Source organism: Nonomuraea sp. NPDC050202, assembly GCF_040656115.1.
Classification (GTDB): Bacteria; Actinomycetota; Actinomycetes; order Streptosporangiales; family Streptosporangiaceae; genus Nonomuraea.
Window position 1 is genome coordinate 525,358 of sequence record NZ_JBFALF010000004.1, and the last position, 14,050, is coordinate 539,407.

12 protein-coding genes are annotated in these 14,050 nt (G+C 72.5%); 6 read left to right on the forward strand and 6 right to left on the reverse strand.

Features of this window, described 5'->3' with window-relative positions; all coding sequences use genetic code 11:
• Nucleotides 1-81 precede the first annotated feature (81 nt).
• From AB0I79_RS16255 to AB0I79_RS16265, 3 genes are all read left to right on the forward strand, one after another.
• The gene (locus AB0I79_RS16255) at nt 82-288 is read left to right on the forward strand and encodes a DUF1508 domain-containing protein (RefSeq protein WP_357872890.1); all 207 of its coding nucleotides are present in this window, start codon (nt 82-84) and stop codon (nt 286-288) included.
• A 153-nt stretch (nt 289-441) separates the two neighbouring features.
• Nucleotides 442-798 (forward strand): VOC family protein, encoded by a 357-nt coding sequence (locus tag AB0I79_RS16260; RefSeq protein WP_357872893.1) that lies wholly within the window; start codon nt 442-444, stop codon nt 796-798.
• A 62-nt stretch (nt 799-860) separates the two neighbouring features.
• Nucleotides 861-3,251 (forward strand): excinuclease ABC subunit UvrA, encoded by a 2,391-nt coding sequence (locus AB0I79_RS16265; RefSeq protein ID WP_357872896.1) that lies wholly within the window; start codon nt 861-863, stop codon nt 3,249-3,251.
• A 555-nt stretch (nt 3,252-3,806) separates the two neighbouring features.
• Here AB0I79_RS16265 and AB0I79_RS16270 read toward each other — a convergent pair.
• Nucleotides 3,807-4,349, reverse strand: coding sequence for a VTT domain-containing protein (locus tag AB0I79_RS16270; RefSeq protein WP_357872899.1), 543 nt, complete (start codon nt 4,347-4,349; stop codon nt 3,807-3,809).
• 157 nt (nt 4,350-4,506) lie between these two features.
• Here AB0I79_RS16270 and AB0I79_RS16275 point away from each other — a divergent pair, with 157 nt between their 5' ends.
• Entirely contained in the window at nt 4,507-5,016 is a 510-nt protein-coding gene (locus tag AB0I79_RS16275; protein ID WP_357872902.1) for a hypothetical protein, read from the forward strand.
• Between the two features lie 4 nt (nt 5,017-5,020).
• Here the strand turns inward: AB0I79_RS16275 and AB0I79_RS16280 are convergent, their stop codons facing one another.
• The 3 genes from AB0I79_RS16280 to AB0I79_RS16290 form a co-directional block, all read right to left on the reverse strand.
• Nucleotides 5,021-8,422: a BTAD domain-containing putative transcriptional regulator gene (locus AB0I79_RS16280; RefSeq protein ID WP_357872905.1), complete on the reverse strand. Its 3,402-nt coding sequence runs from the start codon at nt 8,420-8,422 to the stop codon at nt 5,021-5,023.
• Nucleotides 8,423-8,500: 78 nt separating this feature from the next.
• Complete coding sequence (locus tag AB0I79_RS16285) at nt 8,501-9,562, reverse strand: lysylphosphatidylglycerol synthase domain-containing protein (protein ID WP_357872907.1); 1,062 nt, start codon at nt 9,560-9,562, stop codon at nt 8,501-8,503.
• 50 nt (nt 9,563-9,612) lie between these two features.
• A complete protein-coding gene (locus AB0I79_RS16290; RefSeq protein ID WP_357872910.1) occupies nt 9,613-10,431 on the reverse strand; it encodes a PIG-L family deacetylase in 819 nt (272 codons plus the stop codon).
• A 38-nt stretch (nt 10,432-10,469) separates the two neighbouring features.
• Between AB0I79_RS16290 and AB0I79_RS16295 the strand changes: the two genes are divergently transcribed.
• On the forward strand, nt 10,470-11,588 hold the full coding sequence (locus AB0I79_RS16295) for a glycosyltransferase (protein WP_357872913.1): 1,119 nt from the start codon (nt 10,470-10,472) through the stop codon (nt 11,586-11,588).
• 261 nt (nt 11,589-11,849) lie between these two features.
• On the opposite strand, the gene AB0I79_RS16300 is transcribed toward AB0I79_RS16295, so the two are convergent.
• Nucleotides 11,850-12,224: a hypothetical protein gene (locus AB0I79_RS16300; protein WP_357872916.1), complete on the reverse strand. Its 375-nt coding sequence runs from the start codon at nt 12,222-12,224 to the stop codon at nt 11,850-11,852.
• A gap of 89 nt (nt 12,225-12,313) precedes the next feature.
• Nucleotides 12,314-12,877, reverse strand: coding sequence for a TetR-like C-terminal domain-containing protein (locus AB0I79_RS16305; RefSeq protein WP_357872919.1), 564 nt, complete (start codon nt 12,875-12,877; stop codon nt 12,314-12,316).
• Between the two features lie 50 nt (nt 12,878-12,927).
• Here AB0I79_RS16305 and AB0I79_RS16310 point away from each other — a divergent pair, with 50 nt between their 5' ends.
• Complete coding sequence (locus AB0I79_RS16310; protein ID WP_357872921.1) at nt 12,928-14,019, forward strand: NAD(P)/FAD-dependent oxidoreductase; 1,092 nt, start codon at nt 12,928-12,930, stop codon at nt 14,017-14,019.
• Nucleotides 14,020-14,050 lie beyond the last annotated feature (31 nt).

The following is a 14,050-nucleotide window of genomic DNA, read 5'->3' on the forward strand; positions in this document are numbered from 1 at the left end:
CCGTTTGCCTGACTGGGCCACGTGCCGCCCTCAGATGGGGGTAAATCATTGATAGATCCGATATGGCGGGGGGCGGCGGCCATGGCAGGAAGATTCATCATCAGCGAGGACGGCCAGGGCGGCTACCGTTTCGCGCTGGTCGCGAACAACGGGCAGACGCTGGCGGTCGGCGAGGGTTTCCCGAACAAGGTGGCATGCGTGAACGGCATCGAGACCGTACGCAGGAACGCCCCTGACGCCCCCATCGACGACCGGAGCGGCCCGGAACCGTCGCCGGCGACGGACTGACCACGGCTTCTCCGCCGGCAGGCGCGAACCGATCAGGAATCGAGAAGCGCCGCTCGCGGAGACCCGCCTAACCTGCAGATACATCGTCCTTCGGGCCTTCGGGCTCGACGGCGTACACCGGGTCGAACCGACCCCCGACTGCAGGAGCGAACCATGGCTGACTCTTCCACCCAGGGCATCAAGACCGTGCTGCACCCCGTGTCCGACATCGAGGCGGCCAAGGCGGTCTACACCGCCCTCCTCGGCTTCCCGCCCCAGACCGATGAGTCCTACTATGTCGGGTTCGAGGCCGAGGGCCAGCACATCGGGCTGGTCCCGGGCGGCGCGGCACAGGGCATGACCGCGCCGGTGGCGTACTGGCAGGTGGAGGACATCGAGGCGAAGCTGGCCGAGGTGACCGCCGCCGGCGCCACGATCAAGGACAAGCCCCGGGAGGTGGGCGGCGGCCGCGTGGTGGCCACCTTCACCGACCCCGACGGCAACGTCCTCGGCGTGCTCCAGGACCGCTGAGCACCGACGGAGCCCGTGAAAGCGGCCCCGCCTCACAGCCGGGCCCGATGGATGGAGACACGATGAGCACGGATACGACCACGGACACCCAGCCGCCCGCGCAGCACGTTGCCGACAGCCACGGCTTGATCCGCGTGCACGGCGCGCGCGAGAACAACCTCAAGGACGTCAGCATCGAGATCCCGAAGCGCAGGCTGACCGTGTTCACCGGCGTGTCCGGCTCGGGCAAGAGCTCGCTGGTGTTCAACACGATCGCCGCCGAGTCGCAGCGGATGATCAACGAGACCTACAGCGCCTTCGTGCAGGGTTTCATGCCGACGCTGGCGCGGCCCGAGGTCGACGTGCTCGACGGGCTGACGACCGCGATCATCGTCGACCAGCAGCGGATGGGCGCCGACCCCCGCTCCACGGTCGGCACCGCCACCGACGCCAACGCGATGCTGCGCATCCTGTTCAGCCGGCTCGGGCAGCCGCACATCGGCTCGCCCAACGCGTTCTCCTTCAACGTCCCCACGGTACGGGCCAGCGGCGCGATCACCGTCGAGCGCGGCAACAAGAAGGCCGAACGGGCGACGTACACCCGGCTGGGCGGCATGTGCCCGCGCTGCGAGGGCCGCGGCACGGTCTCCGACATCGACCTCACCCAGCTCTACGACGACTCCAAGTCGATCGCCGAGGGCGCGTTCACCATCCCCGGCTGGAAGTCGGACAGCTGGTGGACGGTGCGGACCTACGCCGCGTCGGGCTTCCTCGACCCGAACAAGCCCATCCGCGACTTCACCAAGCAGGAGATGCAGGACTTCCTGTACCGGGAGCCGACCAAGGTGAAGGTCGAAGGCTCGACCCTCACCTACGAGGGGCTGATCCCGAGGATCCAGAAGTCGTTCCTGTCCAAGGACCGCGAGGGGATGCAGCCGCACATCCGCGAGTTCGTGGACCGGGCGGTCACCTTCACCACCTGCCCCGAGTGCGACGGCACGCGGCTCAGCGAGGCGGCCAGGTCCTCACGGATCGCCGGGATCAACATCGCCGACGCCTGCGCCATGCAGATCAGCGACCTGGTCGAATGGGTCCGCGGCCTCGACGAGCCGTCGGTGCGGCCGCTGCTCACCGCGCTGCTGCGGACCCTCGAGTCGTTCGTGGAGATCGGGCTGGGTTACCTGTCGCTCGACCGGCCGGCCGGCACGCTGTCGGGCGGCGAGGCCCAGCGCACCAAGATGATCCGCCACCTCGGCTCCTCGCTCACCGACGTCACCTACGTCTTCGACGAGCCCACCGCCGGCCTGCACCCCCACGACATCCAGCGCATGAACAACCTGCTGCTGCGACTGCGGGACAAGGGCAACACGGTGCTCGTCGTCGAGCACAAGCCGGAGGTGATCGCGATCGCCGACCACGTCGTCGACCTCGGCCCCGGCGCCGGCACGGCGGGGGGCACCGTCTGCTTCGAGGGCACGGTCGAGGGCCTGCGCGCCGCCGGCACCATCACCGGACGCCACCTCGACGACCGGGCCAAGCTCAAGCAGGCGGTGCGCAAGCCCACCGGCACGCTGGAGATCCGCGGCGCGACGACGCACAACCTGCAGGACGTGGACGTGGACATCCCGCTCGGGGTGCTCGCCGTCATCACCGGCGTCGCCGGCTCGGGCAAGAGCTCGCTCGTGCACGGGTCCATCCCCGGGGGCGCGGGCGTGGTGTCGGTCGACCAGAGCCCGATCCGCGGCTCCCGGCGGAGCAACCCGGCCACGTACACGGGGCTGCTGGACCCGATCCGCAAGGCCTTCGCCAAGGCCAACGGCGTCAAGCCGGCGCTGTTCAGCGCCAACTCCGAGGGCGCCTGCCCCGGCTGCAACGGCGCCGGCGTCGTCTACACCGACCTCGGGATCATGGCCAGCGTGTCCAGCACCTGCGAGGAGTGCGAGGGCAAGCGGTTCCAGGCCGCGGTGCTGGACTACAAGCTCGGCGGGCGCGACATCAGCGAGGTGCTCGCGATGCCGGTGACCGAGGCCGAGGAGTTCTTCGGCGCGGGCGAGGCGCGTACGCCGGCCGCGCACGCCATCCTCGAACGGCTCGCGAGCGTCGGGCTCGGCTACCTCACCATCGGCCAGCCGCTCACCACGCTGTCGGGCGGCGAGCGGCAGCGGCTCAAGCTGGCCACCCACATGGCCGACAAGGGTGGCGTCTACGTCCTCGACGAGCCGACCAACGGCCTGCACCTCGCGGACGTCGAGCAGCTGCTCGGGCTGCTCGACCGGCTCGTGGACGCCGGCAAGTCGGTCATCGTCATCGAGCACCACCAGGCGGTCATGGCGCACGCCGACTGGATCATCGACCTGGGGCCCGGCGCCGGTCACGACGGCGGCCGGGTCGTCTTCGAAGGCACCCCGGCCGACCTGGTCGCCGCCCGCTTCACCCTCACCGGGGAGCACCTGGCCGACTACGTCGGCGCCTGACCGCCCCGGCCCTCTCTCGCGCTTGAGCATTCCACCGCTCCGCTCCTTCCCCGCCGCACGTGGCGCGGTCCCTCGGGAGGAGCGGGCGGGGGGATGCGGCCGCTCGGCCGCATCACGGGGCTGCGCTGCCGAGGGCCTGTATGTCGGGCCCGCCCCGCCGCCTTCGTCGCCGCACCGCGGGGGCTCGCCTCGCAGTGCGGCGTTGCCGCGCCGTGAGGGCTCGCCTCGCAGTGCGGCGTTGCCGCGCTGCTGGCCTCGCCGGCCTGCATCGCTGCATGCGTCGCCACGTGGCGGGGCTCGCCTCGCCGGCCTGCATCGGCGCCTGCGTCGCCGCATCGCTGGCGTATCGCGGCCCCGCGTGGCCGCACCGCCGGCTGGGCCGTCCTGCGCTGGGTCCGCGCAGTCGCGCTTCTCGCCCTTCTCGCCCTTCAGGCCCTGAAACGCCCGCCATGTGCGGCGGGGAGGGGGCGGGTGGTGGGATGCGAGGACGGGCTGCCAGGAGGCCGGTGGCGGGTACTTGGGGGCGAGGGGGCGAGGGGGCGGAGGCCCGGGGCGTCAGGAGGCCAGGGCCTTGTCGTCGGCGGCGCGCCGTCGCTTCAGCCTGCGCCGGATCACGAGCCAGGCGACGAGCCCGACCACGACCACGGCCACGACCGCCGCCGTGACGGGCGATCGCCTGGCCAGCTCCAGCCACCCGAACACGGCCGCCGTGCCGCCGAACCACCACAGTGGCGCCCACGTCAGGCAGCCCAGCGCGCTGGCGACGACGTACCAGGGGTAGGACACGCGCAGCGCTCCCGCCACCCAGGGCAGCGTGTGGCGCAGCATCGGCACCCAGAAACAGCCGTAGACGGCCAGCGCGCCCCACCGCTCGACGACCTGCTCGATCTTCTGGATCCGCTCGCGGCCCACCTTGACGCCGATGCGCGAGTCGTACAGCTTCTCGCCGAGCCTGCGCCCGACCCAGTAGTACACCTGGAACGCGCCGAACAGCGCCAGGATCAGAACGGCCCCCACCAGCCAGTACGGCAGCCCCAGCCAGAACGGCTCGGTCGGCGCGGGGACGGCGATCGCCGCATGCCACATGGTCCGACCCACCACCCCTCCACAAACCTTAGGCCAGCCTTACCTTACCCTCAGGTGCAGGCGGAGGCCACACCGGGCTGCAAGCCTCCCGCAAAAGGTGCAACCGGCCGACAACCAGAGCTCAACCACCCAGCCCCACTCTAGGGGTGAGCCAAAAGGGGTGTTGAAGATGCCGACGAAAAGCGCAGCCGTCCTGACCAGCGGGACCGCCACCGCCGCCAAGCTGTTCGTGGCGGCCCTGGCGTTCACCAGCGCGTACGTCGGCCTGTCCGCCTACAGCAACGCCAGCTCCACACCCGAGCCCACCACGCAGGTCACCCTGTCGGCCCGCGAGCTGCCCGTCACCGCCCCGGCCGAGGAGCTCGCCACGGCGGGCCGGGTCACCATGAGCGTGCTGACCGACGGCGGCCCCGGCTGTACCAAGTCGTACGTCGCCCGCAGCCTCCTGACCAACCCGGACCCGGCCGGAGCCGTCTCCTACCATTGGAGACTGGCCCGCTGGAGCCCGGCGGCCAAGGCGTGGCGCACGTACCTGGCCGACCACGACGGCTTCGCCGCCCCCGAGCGCACGGTCGAGTGGCGCCCCATGGTCTCGCGGAACCCGGGATGGTACCGCGTCGAGCTGACGATCGAGGGCACCGAGCCGATCAAGAGCGACCGCTTCCAAGTGAGCTGCTGACCGATCAGGAGCGACCGCTTCCGAGCGAGCTGCTGACCGACTGCCGCGCGGCCTCCACCCAGCGCGGCACGCCCACCCGCTCGGCCACCTCGAGGGCCTTCTCGTAGTGCTCGCGCGCGGCGTCCGGCTGCCCCAGGCGGATGGCCAGGTCGCCGAGCGTCAGCGCCACCGGCCACAGCGCCACCACGCCGGTGCCCGCGCCCGCCACCCGGTCGGCGAACGGCTTGAGCTTGTCGTAGCAGTCGACCATCCGCTCCCGGTCGTCGAGCAGCATCCCGGCCAGCGCCCGCCAGGTCATCGCCAGCTCGTACAGGAAGTCGGGGCGCACCGGCGGCCGGGTCGCGGCCACGGCTCTGGCGTCCTTCTGGTGCCCGGCCGAGGCCAGGGCCAGCGCGTACGCGTCGAGCGTCCACTTGGCGCCCCGCATGTGCGCCTCGGCCAGCGGCTCCACCATGTCGGCCGCCCGGCCGGCCACCAGATGCAGGCAGAACCTGGTGATCAGCGGCAGGTCCTGGCGGCCCTCCAGCATGCCCGCCCGCGCGGTCATCCTGGCCGCCTCCGCGTAGGCCCGCTCGGCGCCCTCGTAGTCGCCGGCGATCATCAGCCGCTGGCCCCGGTACCAGACGACGACCGCGGCGTTCGCCGACAGGTCGTACTGCTTGGCCAGCTGGTCGGCCGCCGCCGCGTGCTCGTCGGCCACGGTGAACTCGCCGCGGGCCGCCGCGCACTCCAGCAGCACCAGGTGGGCCAGCGCCTGCGTGGCCATCTGCCCGGAGCGCTGGGCGACCTCCAGCAGCTCCCTTCCGATGCTCTCGCGGGAGTCGACCGCGGGGATGTCGTACGACTGCCGCAGCCGCCCGCTCAGCGCCGCCGCGATCAGCGCCGGATCGCCGCTCTGCCGGGCCAGCTCCAGCGCCTCCAGCGACGCCTGCCGGCCCCGCTCGGGCGAGGAGGAGCCCTCCAGCTCCAGGGCCAGCGTGGTCAGCAGGCTCGCCCGCAGCCGCTGCTCGCCCGCCGGCAGCTCCATGAGCGCCTTCTCGGTGACGTCCACGATCTCCCACGCGGTGCGGGTGAAGTCGCGCGCCATGCCCTTGTGCGGCACCGCCAGCGACGCCGCCACCTTCGCGGTGATCTCCAGGTCGCCCAGCGGCAGCGCGGCGTCCATGGCCTGGCGCCGCAGCAGCCGCGCGGCGTGCATGTCGCCGCACAGCGCCAGGGCCCTGATCTGGCGCAGCATCAGCCGCAGGCGCTCCTTGGCCCGCTCGGGCCGCTGCTCGCCGCTCTGCTCGTCGCTGCGAGAGCGGTCGAAGGCGGCGATGCCCTGCTCCCACAGGGTGGCCGCCTCGCGGTGCGCGAAGCGCCGCTCGGCCTGCTCGGCCGCCAGGCCCGCGTAGTGGACCGCCTTGCCGGCGGCGTCGGCCAGGAAGTAGTGGTGCGCCAGCGCCGCCACGTCGGACGGCGCGCGCTGCTCGATGACGGACGCCACGGCGGCGTGCAGCCGGGTGCGGCGCAGCCTGGAGGCGTCGGAGTAGATCGTGTCGCGCACCAGGTCGTGGTCGAAGCGCAGCAGCCCGGGGCCCGGCTCGGTCACCAGCCCGGCCAGCAGCGCCGCCTCGACGGCCTCGATCACCGACTCCTCGTCCACGGCCACCGCGACCAGCACGTCGAGGTCGACATCGCGGCCGATCACCGCGGCCTGCAGCAGGATCTGCTGCGCCCCGGCGGGCAGCCGCGAGATGCGCCGCCGCAGCACGTCACGCACGCCCGAGGGCACCTGCGAGAGCACCTCGGTGGCGCTGGCCCGGTCGGCCGCGCCCTCGGAGTCGAGCAGCCGCACGGTCTCGCGGACGAAGAACGGGTTGCCGCCGGTGCGCTCGACGATCGACTCGACCGCGTCCTCGTCGATCTCGCGGACGCAGGTGGCCTTGACCAGCTCGGCCACGGCCTTGGGGTCGAGCCCGGACAGCCCCACCCGCACCGGGCCCAGCCTGGCCAGGGCGGCCAGCACGTCGGACTGGCGGTCGTCGAGCTCGCTCTCCCTGCACGTCACCACGAGCAGCACCCGGCTGGTCGCCAGCAGGCTCGGCAGCGCGCGCAGCAGGGCGAGCGTCTGGTCGTCGGCCCAGTGCAGGTCCTCCAGCGTCAGCAGGACGGGGCCGCGCCGGGCCACGCCCGCCAGGTAACCGCCGACCGCGCGGTGCAGCCGGAAACCGCCGGACGCCTCGTCCTCGTCGGGGTCGGGGGCGGCGTCGTCGAGCAGCGGCGCGAGGAGCTGGGCGTACTCGCCCGCGCCCGTCATGTCGATGAGCGTGCGCAGGATCTCCACCCAGGCCCAGCCGGGCGGGGTGGCGCTGGAGTCGGGGCAGGCGCCGGAGGCGGTGGTCCAGCCGTCGGCGGCCAGCCTGCTCTCGAGCTGGCGCAGCAGCGTGGTCTTGCCCGCGCCGGCGACGCCGGTCACGATCGCGACCTGGAACCGGCCGGTGCGCGAGGCGGCCGTGGTCAGCCTGGTCAGCTCGGCGTCGCGGCCGACGAACGGCTCGGGCTCCAGCGGCGGCGGCTCGATCGGCGTGGCGGGGCGCGGCGGCCAGGTGTCGCTGACCGGCGCCGACGGCCGCGGCGCCCGCGCGGGAGCGGGCGCCAGCTCCAGCTCGGGCGCCTGGGCCAGGATGTCGGACTCCAGCTTGCGCAGCGCGGGGCCCGGGTCGATGCCGAGCTCGTCGGCCAGCATGTTCCTGGCGCGGCGCAGCGCGGCCAGCGCGTCGCCCTGCCGGCCGCAGCGGTAGAGGCCGAGCGCCAGCAGCCGCCAGCCCTCCTCGCGCAGCGGGTGCTCGGTGGTGAGCGCCTCCAGGTCGGGCACGGTCTCGGCGTGCAGGCCGAGCCGCAGCCCGGTGTCGGCGTGCCGCTCCCTGGACACCAGGCGCAGCTCCGTCAGCCGGTTGACCTCGGCCTCGGCCCACGCCTGGTCGGCGAAGTCGGAGTAGGGGGTGCCGCGCCACAACCCCAGCGCCTTCTCCAGGCGGTCGCGCGCCGACTGCGGGTCGCCCTCTTCCAGGTGCTCGCCGGCCGCCCGGACGAGCTGCTCGAAGCGCAGCGCGTCGACCTGGTCGGGCGCCACGCGCAGCGCGTAGCCGGACGCGACCGTCACCAGCAGCCGGTTGGGCCCGCCACGCGGGCGGCCCGGCTCGAGCACCCGGCGCAGGCGCGAGATGTAGACCTGCAGGCCCGACTGCGCGCCCTTGGCCGCGTCGTCGTCCCACAGGTCGTAAAGAAGCGTGTCAACCGGCACGACCTGACCTCTGGCCACGAGAAGTCGGGCGAGGACGGCCCGCTGCCGCAACCCGCCGAGGTCGAGCTCGTCGTCGTGTTCGTACGCCTCGACTGGCCCCAGAACTCGGAACGCCACCATGTCAGCCGCCACGCTATGCGGGCCTGCGAATCACGCACAAGGCCCGTGGTCGATTAGCACGCGATGGGTTTGGGATTGTCACTGGGTGGCCTTCGAGATCGCGGACGGGGGCTCCGCGCCGGCGTTCCGGCCGTTGCGCCTGCGCAGCAGCGCCCATGCGCCCAGTGCCAGGCCGCCGAACGGGATCTCGATAGTGTAAGTCCAGAAGCCGAAAAGCAGTGCGGTCGCGGTCGCCGGAGCGGCCGGCACGCCGAAGGCGGAGGTCAGCAGGAGCACCACCCCGCCCTCCATGATCCCCGCCCCGCTGGGCGTGATCAGGGCGCTGGTGAGCACCCGCGACAGGGCGAAGACGGCGATCGACTGGGCCAGGCCGGGCCAGGCGCCGGTGGCATGCATGCAGACCGCCATGATCGCCCACTGGAAGCCGAGGAAGAAGATCATGCCGAGCGACAGCCCCGGCCACCGCCCGCGTACGATGCCCGCGGTGTCGGCGCGCAGTCGGTGGAACGCCTCGGAGGCGTGGATCTTCAGCCGCAGCAGCCGGGTCACCCCGTCGAGGCCCTTGCCGAGCCAGACGGCCGCGCGCTCCCAGTAGAGCGCGACGGCCACGACCACGCAGAGCACGATGATCGAGATCGCGCCCGTCCAGCCCGCGTTGGCGACGGTCGCGTTGGGCGCCTGCCCGGCGATGAGCAGCGCGATGATCCCGACGGCGGGCAGGACGAACCTGAACAACGTGTTCCACACGCCGCTGACCAGCGTCATGACCACGAAGGCCCGGCTGGTGAAGCCCCAGCCCTTGGTCATCGCCCACGACAGCGCCACGCCCACCGCGCCGCCGAACGGCAGCAGGTTGCTGACCGCGCTGCCCGCCGCGTTGAGCGCCAGGCCCTGCAGGTTGTTCAGGCCGGGCAGGGAGTTGGTCAGCACGAACGTGTAGGCCAGCAGGCTCAGCAGCCACAGCGCGGCCATCAGCGCGATCTCGCCCGCGCCGAGCGTGCCGAACACCCGGCCGATCTCGGCCCAGGAGACGGGCTTGCCGGTGAGCGCCTGCACGATCTGGGGGAGGTAGACCACGAGCGCCACGGCCAGGCCGAGCGACAGCACGGACAGGGCGATCTGTAGCCACTTGTTCTTCATCGAAGTCCAGTCTGCCGGGTCATGGCGGGCGGCCTCGTCGTTCTGAAGTACTAGGTGGGCCACCGGTCGAAGGGATGAGTGAGGCGGGCGCCGGGGGGCAGGTCGCGGCGGACGTACCACTCGGTGCCGAAGACGAAGCGGTAGAGGGGGCGGGGGACCTTCAGCATGACAGCGAGCGTGCGGTCGCTGTCGCCGCCGCTGGCCTGGGAGGCGTGCGCGGCCATGGAGGCCCGCTTCTGCCTGGTGTACTTCCGGACGTTGACGCGGTGGGTGATCGCCTCGCCGGGCGAGTACGCGCTCTCGAACGTCCGTACGTCGAACTCCGGCGGGAACTTGTAGAACCGGCCCGCCACCCGCAGCAGCCACAGCAGCGGATCGCGGTTGACCGTCGCCTCCAGGACGATCTCCGTTCCCGCGATCTTCGCCGCCCGTTTGCCGACCCGGTGCACCTGGACGTGGTCGGGATGCCCGTAGCCGCCCGCCGGATCGTAGATCGCCAGCAGGTCGGCCTGCTCCTCCTGCAGGATCGCGGCCAGCGCCTTGGCCGCCGCCTCGGTGTCGGCGTCGATGAAGGCGTTGTCGGGCCGCTCCTCGGCGCTGCCGCCCTTGGGGCTGAGCCCCGAGTCGCCGTAGCCGAGGCACTCGACGCGGGCGCAGCCGAGCAGCGCGGCCGACTTGTACAGCTCCTTGAGGCGGGTCTCGCCCAGCGCCTCGCCCGGCTCCATCTCGGCCAGGCCGCGCTCGCCCGCCGTGGCCACCACGAGCACCACCCGGTGCCCCTCGGCCGCGAGCATCGCCATGGTGCCCGCCGTCAGCAGGGCCTCGTCGTCGGGATGGGCATGGAAGAACACAGCGGTACGTGGAGGCACACGCCCAGATTAGTCTGGGAGGGGTGCGGATCTTTCACGTGAGTGACTGTTACCTGCCGCGACTCGGAGGGATCGAGGTCCAGGTCGCCGATCTCGTGCGGATGCAGCGGGAGGCGGGGCACGAGGTGTCGGTGGCCACCGCGACCAGGGGCGAGCCGCTGCCCGGGGTGCACAGGATCGTCGCGAAGATGCCGTTCGACCTGCCCGTGCATCCGTTCGGCGTGGGCCATCTCACACGCCGCATCACCTCGGCGCGTCCCGACGTGGTGCACGTCCACGCGGGGGCGGTCTCGCCGTTCGCGTGGATGGGCGTGCGGGCCGCGTTCCGCGCGGGGGTGCCGTGCGTGGTGACCGTCCACAGCATGTGGGATCCGGTGACGCGGGCGATGTACCGGCTGCTGCGGCTCGTGTACGGCTGGCAGCGGTGGCGGCTGGTGGCCACCACGGTCAGCACCGCCGCGGCGGCTCCCATCAGGGCCGTGGCCGGGCCGCAGGTGCCGGTGCGGGTGGTCTCCAACGGGCTCGACCTCTCGGGCTGGGCGCCGCCTCCCGGCAGCCGGCCCGGCCCCCGCGACGGCGTGCACATCGTGGCCGTGGGCCGGCTGGCGCCTCGCAAGCAGCCGCTGCGCCTGCTGAAGCTGCTCCAGGCGGCCCGCGCGCGCGTGCCCTCCCGGATCCCCATACGGGCCACGATCGTCGGCGACGGGCCGGCTCGGGGCCAGATGGCGCGCTTCCTCGACAGGCACGGCATGGCCGGCTGGGTCTCCCTGCCGGGGCGGCACACCCGCGAGCAGATCGCGAAGGTGCTGGAGTCGGCCGACGTGTTCGTGGCGCCGGCGCCACGCGAGTCGTTCGGCATCGCGGCGCTCGAGGCGCGGGCCGCGGGGCTGCCGGTGGTCGCCAGGGCGCAGAGCGGGGTCGCCGACTTCGTCAAGGACGGCACCGAGGGACTGCTCGGCCGCACGCTCGGCGACCTGGCCCGGGCGGTGGCGCGGCTGTGCACCGACGCGGAGCTGCGCGAGTCGATCGCCGCGCACAACCGCGCGACCCTGCCCGCCGCGGGCTCGTGGCCCACCGTGCTCGAAGGGTTCGAGCGGGCCTACGAGCAGGCGTCCGAGCTGGCACGTGGCCGGCGGGGCTCCGCGGAGACGCGATAGGCCACCGCGGCGAGCGTCGTGCTCGCACGCGGTGGCCGGAAGCCTGTGGCGGGGAGGAGATGGCGCGCCCCCCGGGCTGCGCCACGACCTCGCACGTGGCGTCCCCCATGTGCGCCACGATCTCGGCGGCGGCGCCCCCCATGTGCGCCACCACCTCGGCGGTGGCACCCCCACGTGCGCCACGACCGTCTCGCCCGCCACGACGCGGCCGCCCGCTCCGACCTGCCCCCCACAGGCGGTCGCGCGACGGCCGCGAGCCGATCAGCCGCAGGCCGCGACGGCCTTGGCCTGGATCTCGGGGAGCTTGCCCATCGCCTCGGTGGCGCCGGACGGGTCGTCGACCTTGATGCTCGAGAAGACGGTCGCCATGTCGTTCACGGCGCCCGCGAGATCCCCGTCGTACTTGCTCGCGAGGGTCTTGAGCTTGTCGGCGGTCTCCTGGCTCGCCTTCTCGATGGCCTTCGGGTCGGTGGCGGCGCTGCTCAGCGAGCTGCTGTACTCATTGGTGATCTTGGTGATCTCCTGGCTGACCTGCGTGCAGTCAACAGCCTGGCCGATCGCACCACAGGCAGTGGTGAGAGCGGCAAGAGTCAGCGTCGCGGCCGCAACGGCGAGGCGACGACGAGGGGGAGTCATGTTCCGTGCCCTTCGTAGGTTTAGCGAACGAAGGGAACATTATGGGCCCTGACTTGATCGCCGCTTGCACCCCACTAACACCAGGGGTGTCAAGCGGGTGTAAAGCCGTGCAGCAGGACCTGCACGATCTCCTCCGGATCCGGCAGTGGAAGATCCAGGAGCCCCCGGTAGGCGACGAGGCCGGTGAACAGGTCGGTCAGCATCCACAGGTCCGCGTTCGGCGGCAGCTCGCCGCGCTCGATCGCGCGCTCGTACACGACCCACGACCGCTCCATCCGGGTGCGCATCGAGGTGCGGATGAGCTCGGCCACCGCCGGGTCGCGGCCCGCCTCGCCGTACACCTGCTTGGCCATGCGGGCGACGCCGGGCTGGTGCCACAGGGCGAGCGTGTCGGCGACCACCACGCGCAGGTCGCCTTCCAGTGAGCCGGTGTCGGGGATGGCGACGTGCGCGTTCATCAGGCCGGTGAGGGTTTCGAGCAGCATGTCGCGCTTGGAGGCGTAGCGGCGGAACACGCTCGCCCTGCCCACGCCTGCCGCCGCGGCGACGTCGTCCATGGTGAAGTCGAGGCCGTGGGAGAGCACCAGCCCGGCCGCGGCCTGCCTGATGCGGTGGTCGACCGTGGGGTCGGGCTTGCGGCCGCGCGCAGACATTGTGATACTCCTAGTATCTGATATTCAGAGTCTCAGTATAGGGAGACGTAATGAGGGTAATCGTCGTCGGCGCGGGCGTCGCGGGGCTCGCCCTGGCGCGCGGCCTGCTCAACGCGGGACACGAGGCCGAGGTGTACGAGGAGGCCCCCGAGCTGCGCACCGCCGGCGGCTCCGTCTCGCTCTGGCCCGGCAGCACGGCCATCCTGGAGGAGCTGAAGGCCGACTGCACCGGCGTCGGCCGGCGGCTGGAGACCCTGGAGTCGTGGGCCCCCGACGGGCGGCGGCTGCTCACCGTCGACCTCACCGTGCCCGAGCGCCGCTACGGCCACCCCGTCGTGCACGTGGCCCGGCGCGAGCTGGTCGAGCTGCTCGCCGACGGCGTGCCGGTGACGTACGGCGCGCGGGCCGAGCACGTGGTGCCCGAGCGGGCCGAGGTGCGGCTGTCGGACGGCCGCACGGTACGCGGCGACGTGCTGGTGGGCGCCGACGGCCGCCGATCGGTGGTGCGCGAGGCCCTGATGGGCGGCGACCGGGCGAAGCTGAGCGGCTGGGTCACCTGGCAGGGGTTCACCACCAGGCCGACCGCGCTGACGGAGGACCACCGGGCGGTGATGATCGCGGGCAGGCAGGGGCTGTGCGGGCTGATCCCGGCGGGGCGGGGGCGGCTGCTGTGGTGGTTCGACGTCAGGTCGGCTCCCGGCAAGCCCTTCTGGGCCGACGACCCGCACGTGGTGGAGCGGCTGCGGGAGCGGTTCCGCGGCTGGGTGGACCCGGTGCCCGGCATCCTCGACACGATGGCCGACGTCGAGTTCTTCCCGCACCACAAGCAGCCGATCCCCGACGTGTGGGGCAGGGGCCCCACCACGCTGGCCGGCGACTCCGCGCACACCATGCCGCCCACCATGGCCCAGGGTGCCAACCAGGCGCTGGAGGACGCCTGGCTGCTCGCCCGGTCGCTCGGTGACCTGCGCGCCTACGAGCGGGCCAGGTCGAAGGTGGTGCGCAGGCCCGCCAGGATGGCGGGCACGGAGCTGACCGACAGGCAGGGGCCGATCGTGCGGCTGATCCCCGACGGGGTCGCGACGAAGGTGTACGCCTCCATGCTGCGCGGCTACAGCAACTACCTCTTGACAGCCCCCTGAGGCCGCCTGACGATGTCGCATATAGGGCAAC

Bases quoted from the DNA above. Each gene is read 5' to 3' on its own strand.
- AB0I79_RS16305 (WP_357872919.1), bottom strand. From the start codon at position 12,877: ATGTCTGCGCGCGGCCGCAAGCCCGACCCCACGGTCGACCACCGCATC.
- AB0I79_RS16285 (WP_357872907.1), bottom strand. From the start codon at position 9,562: ATGAAGAACAAGTGGCTACAGATCGCCCTGTCCGTGCTGTCGCTCGGC.
- AB0I79_RS16265 (WP_357872896.1), top strand. From the start codon at position 861: ATGAGCACGGATACGACCACGGACACCCAGCCGCCCGCGCAGCACGTT.
- AB0I79_RS16260 (WP_357872893.1), top strand. From the start codon at position 442: ATGGCTGACTCTTCCACCCAGGGCATCAAGACCGTGCTGCACCCCGTG.
- AB0I79_RS16275 (WP_357872902.1), top strand. From the start codon at position 4,507: ATGCCGACGAAAAGCGCAGCCGTCCTGACCAGCGGGACCGCCACCGCC.
- AB0I79_RS16300 (WP_357872916.1), bottom strand. From the start codon at position 12,224: ATGACTCCCCCTCGTCGTCGCCTCGCCGTTGCGGCCGCGACGCTGACT.
- AB0I79_RS16280 (WP_357872905.1), bottom strand. From the start codon at position 8,422: ATGGTGGCGTTCCGAGTTCTGGGGCCAGTCGAGGCGTACGAACACGAC.
- AB0I79_RS16255 (WP_357872890.1), top strand. From the start codon at position 82: ATGGCAGGAAGATTCATCATCAGCGAGGACGGCCAGGGCGGCTACCGT.
- AB0I79_RS16310 (WP_357872921.1), top strand. From the start codon at position 12,928: ATGAGGGTAATCGTCGTCGGCGCGGGCGTCGCGGGGCTCGCCCTGGCG.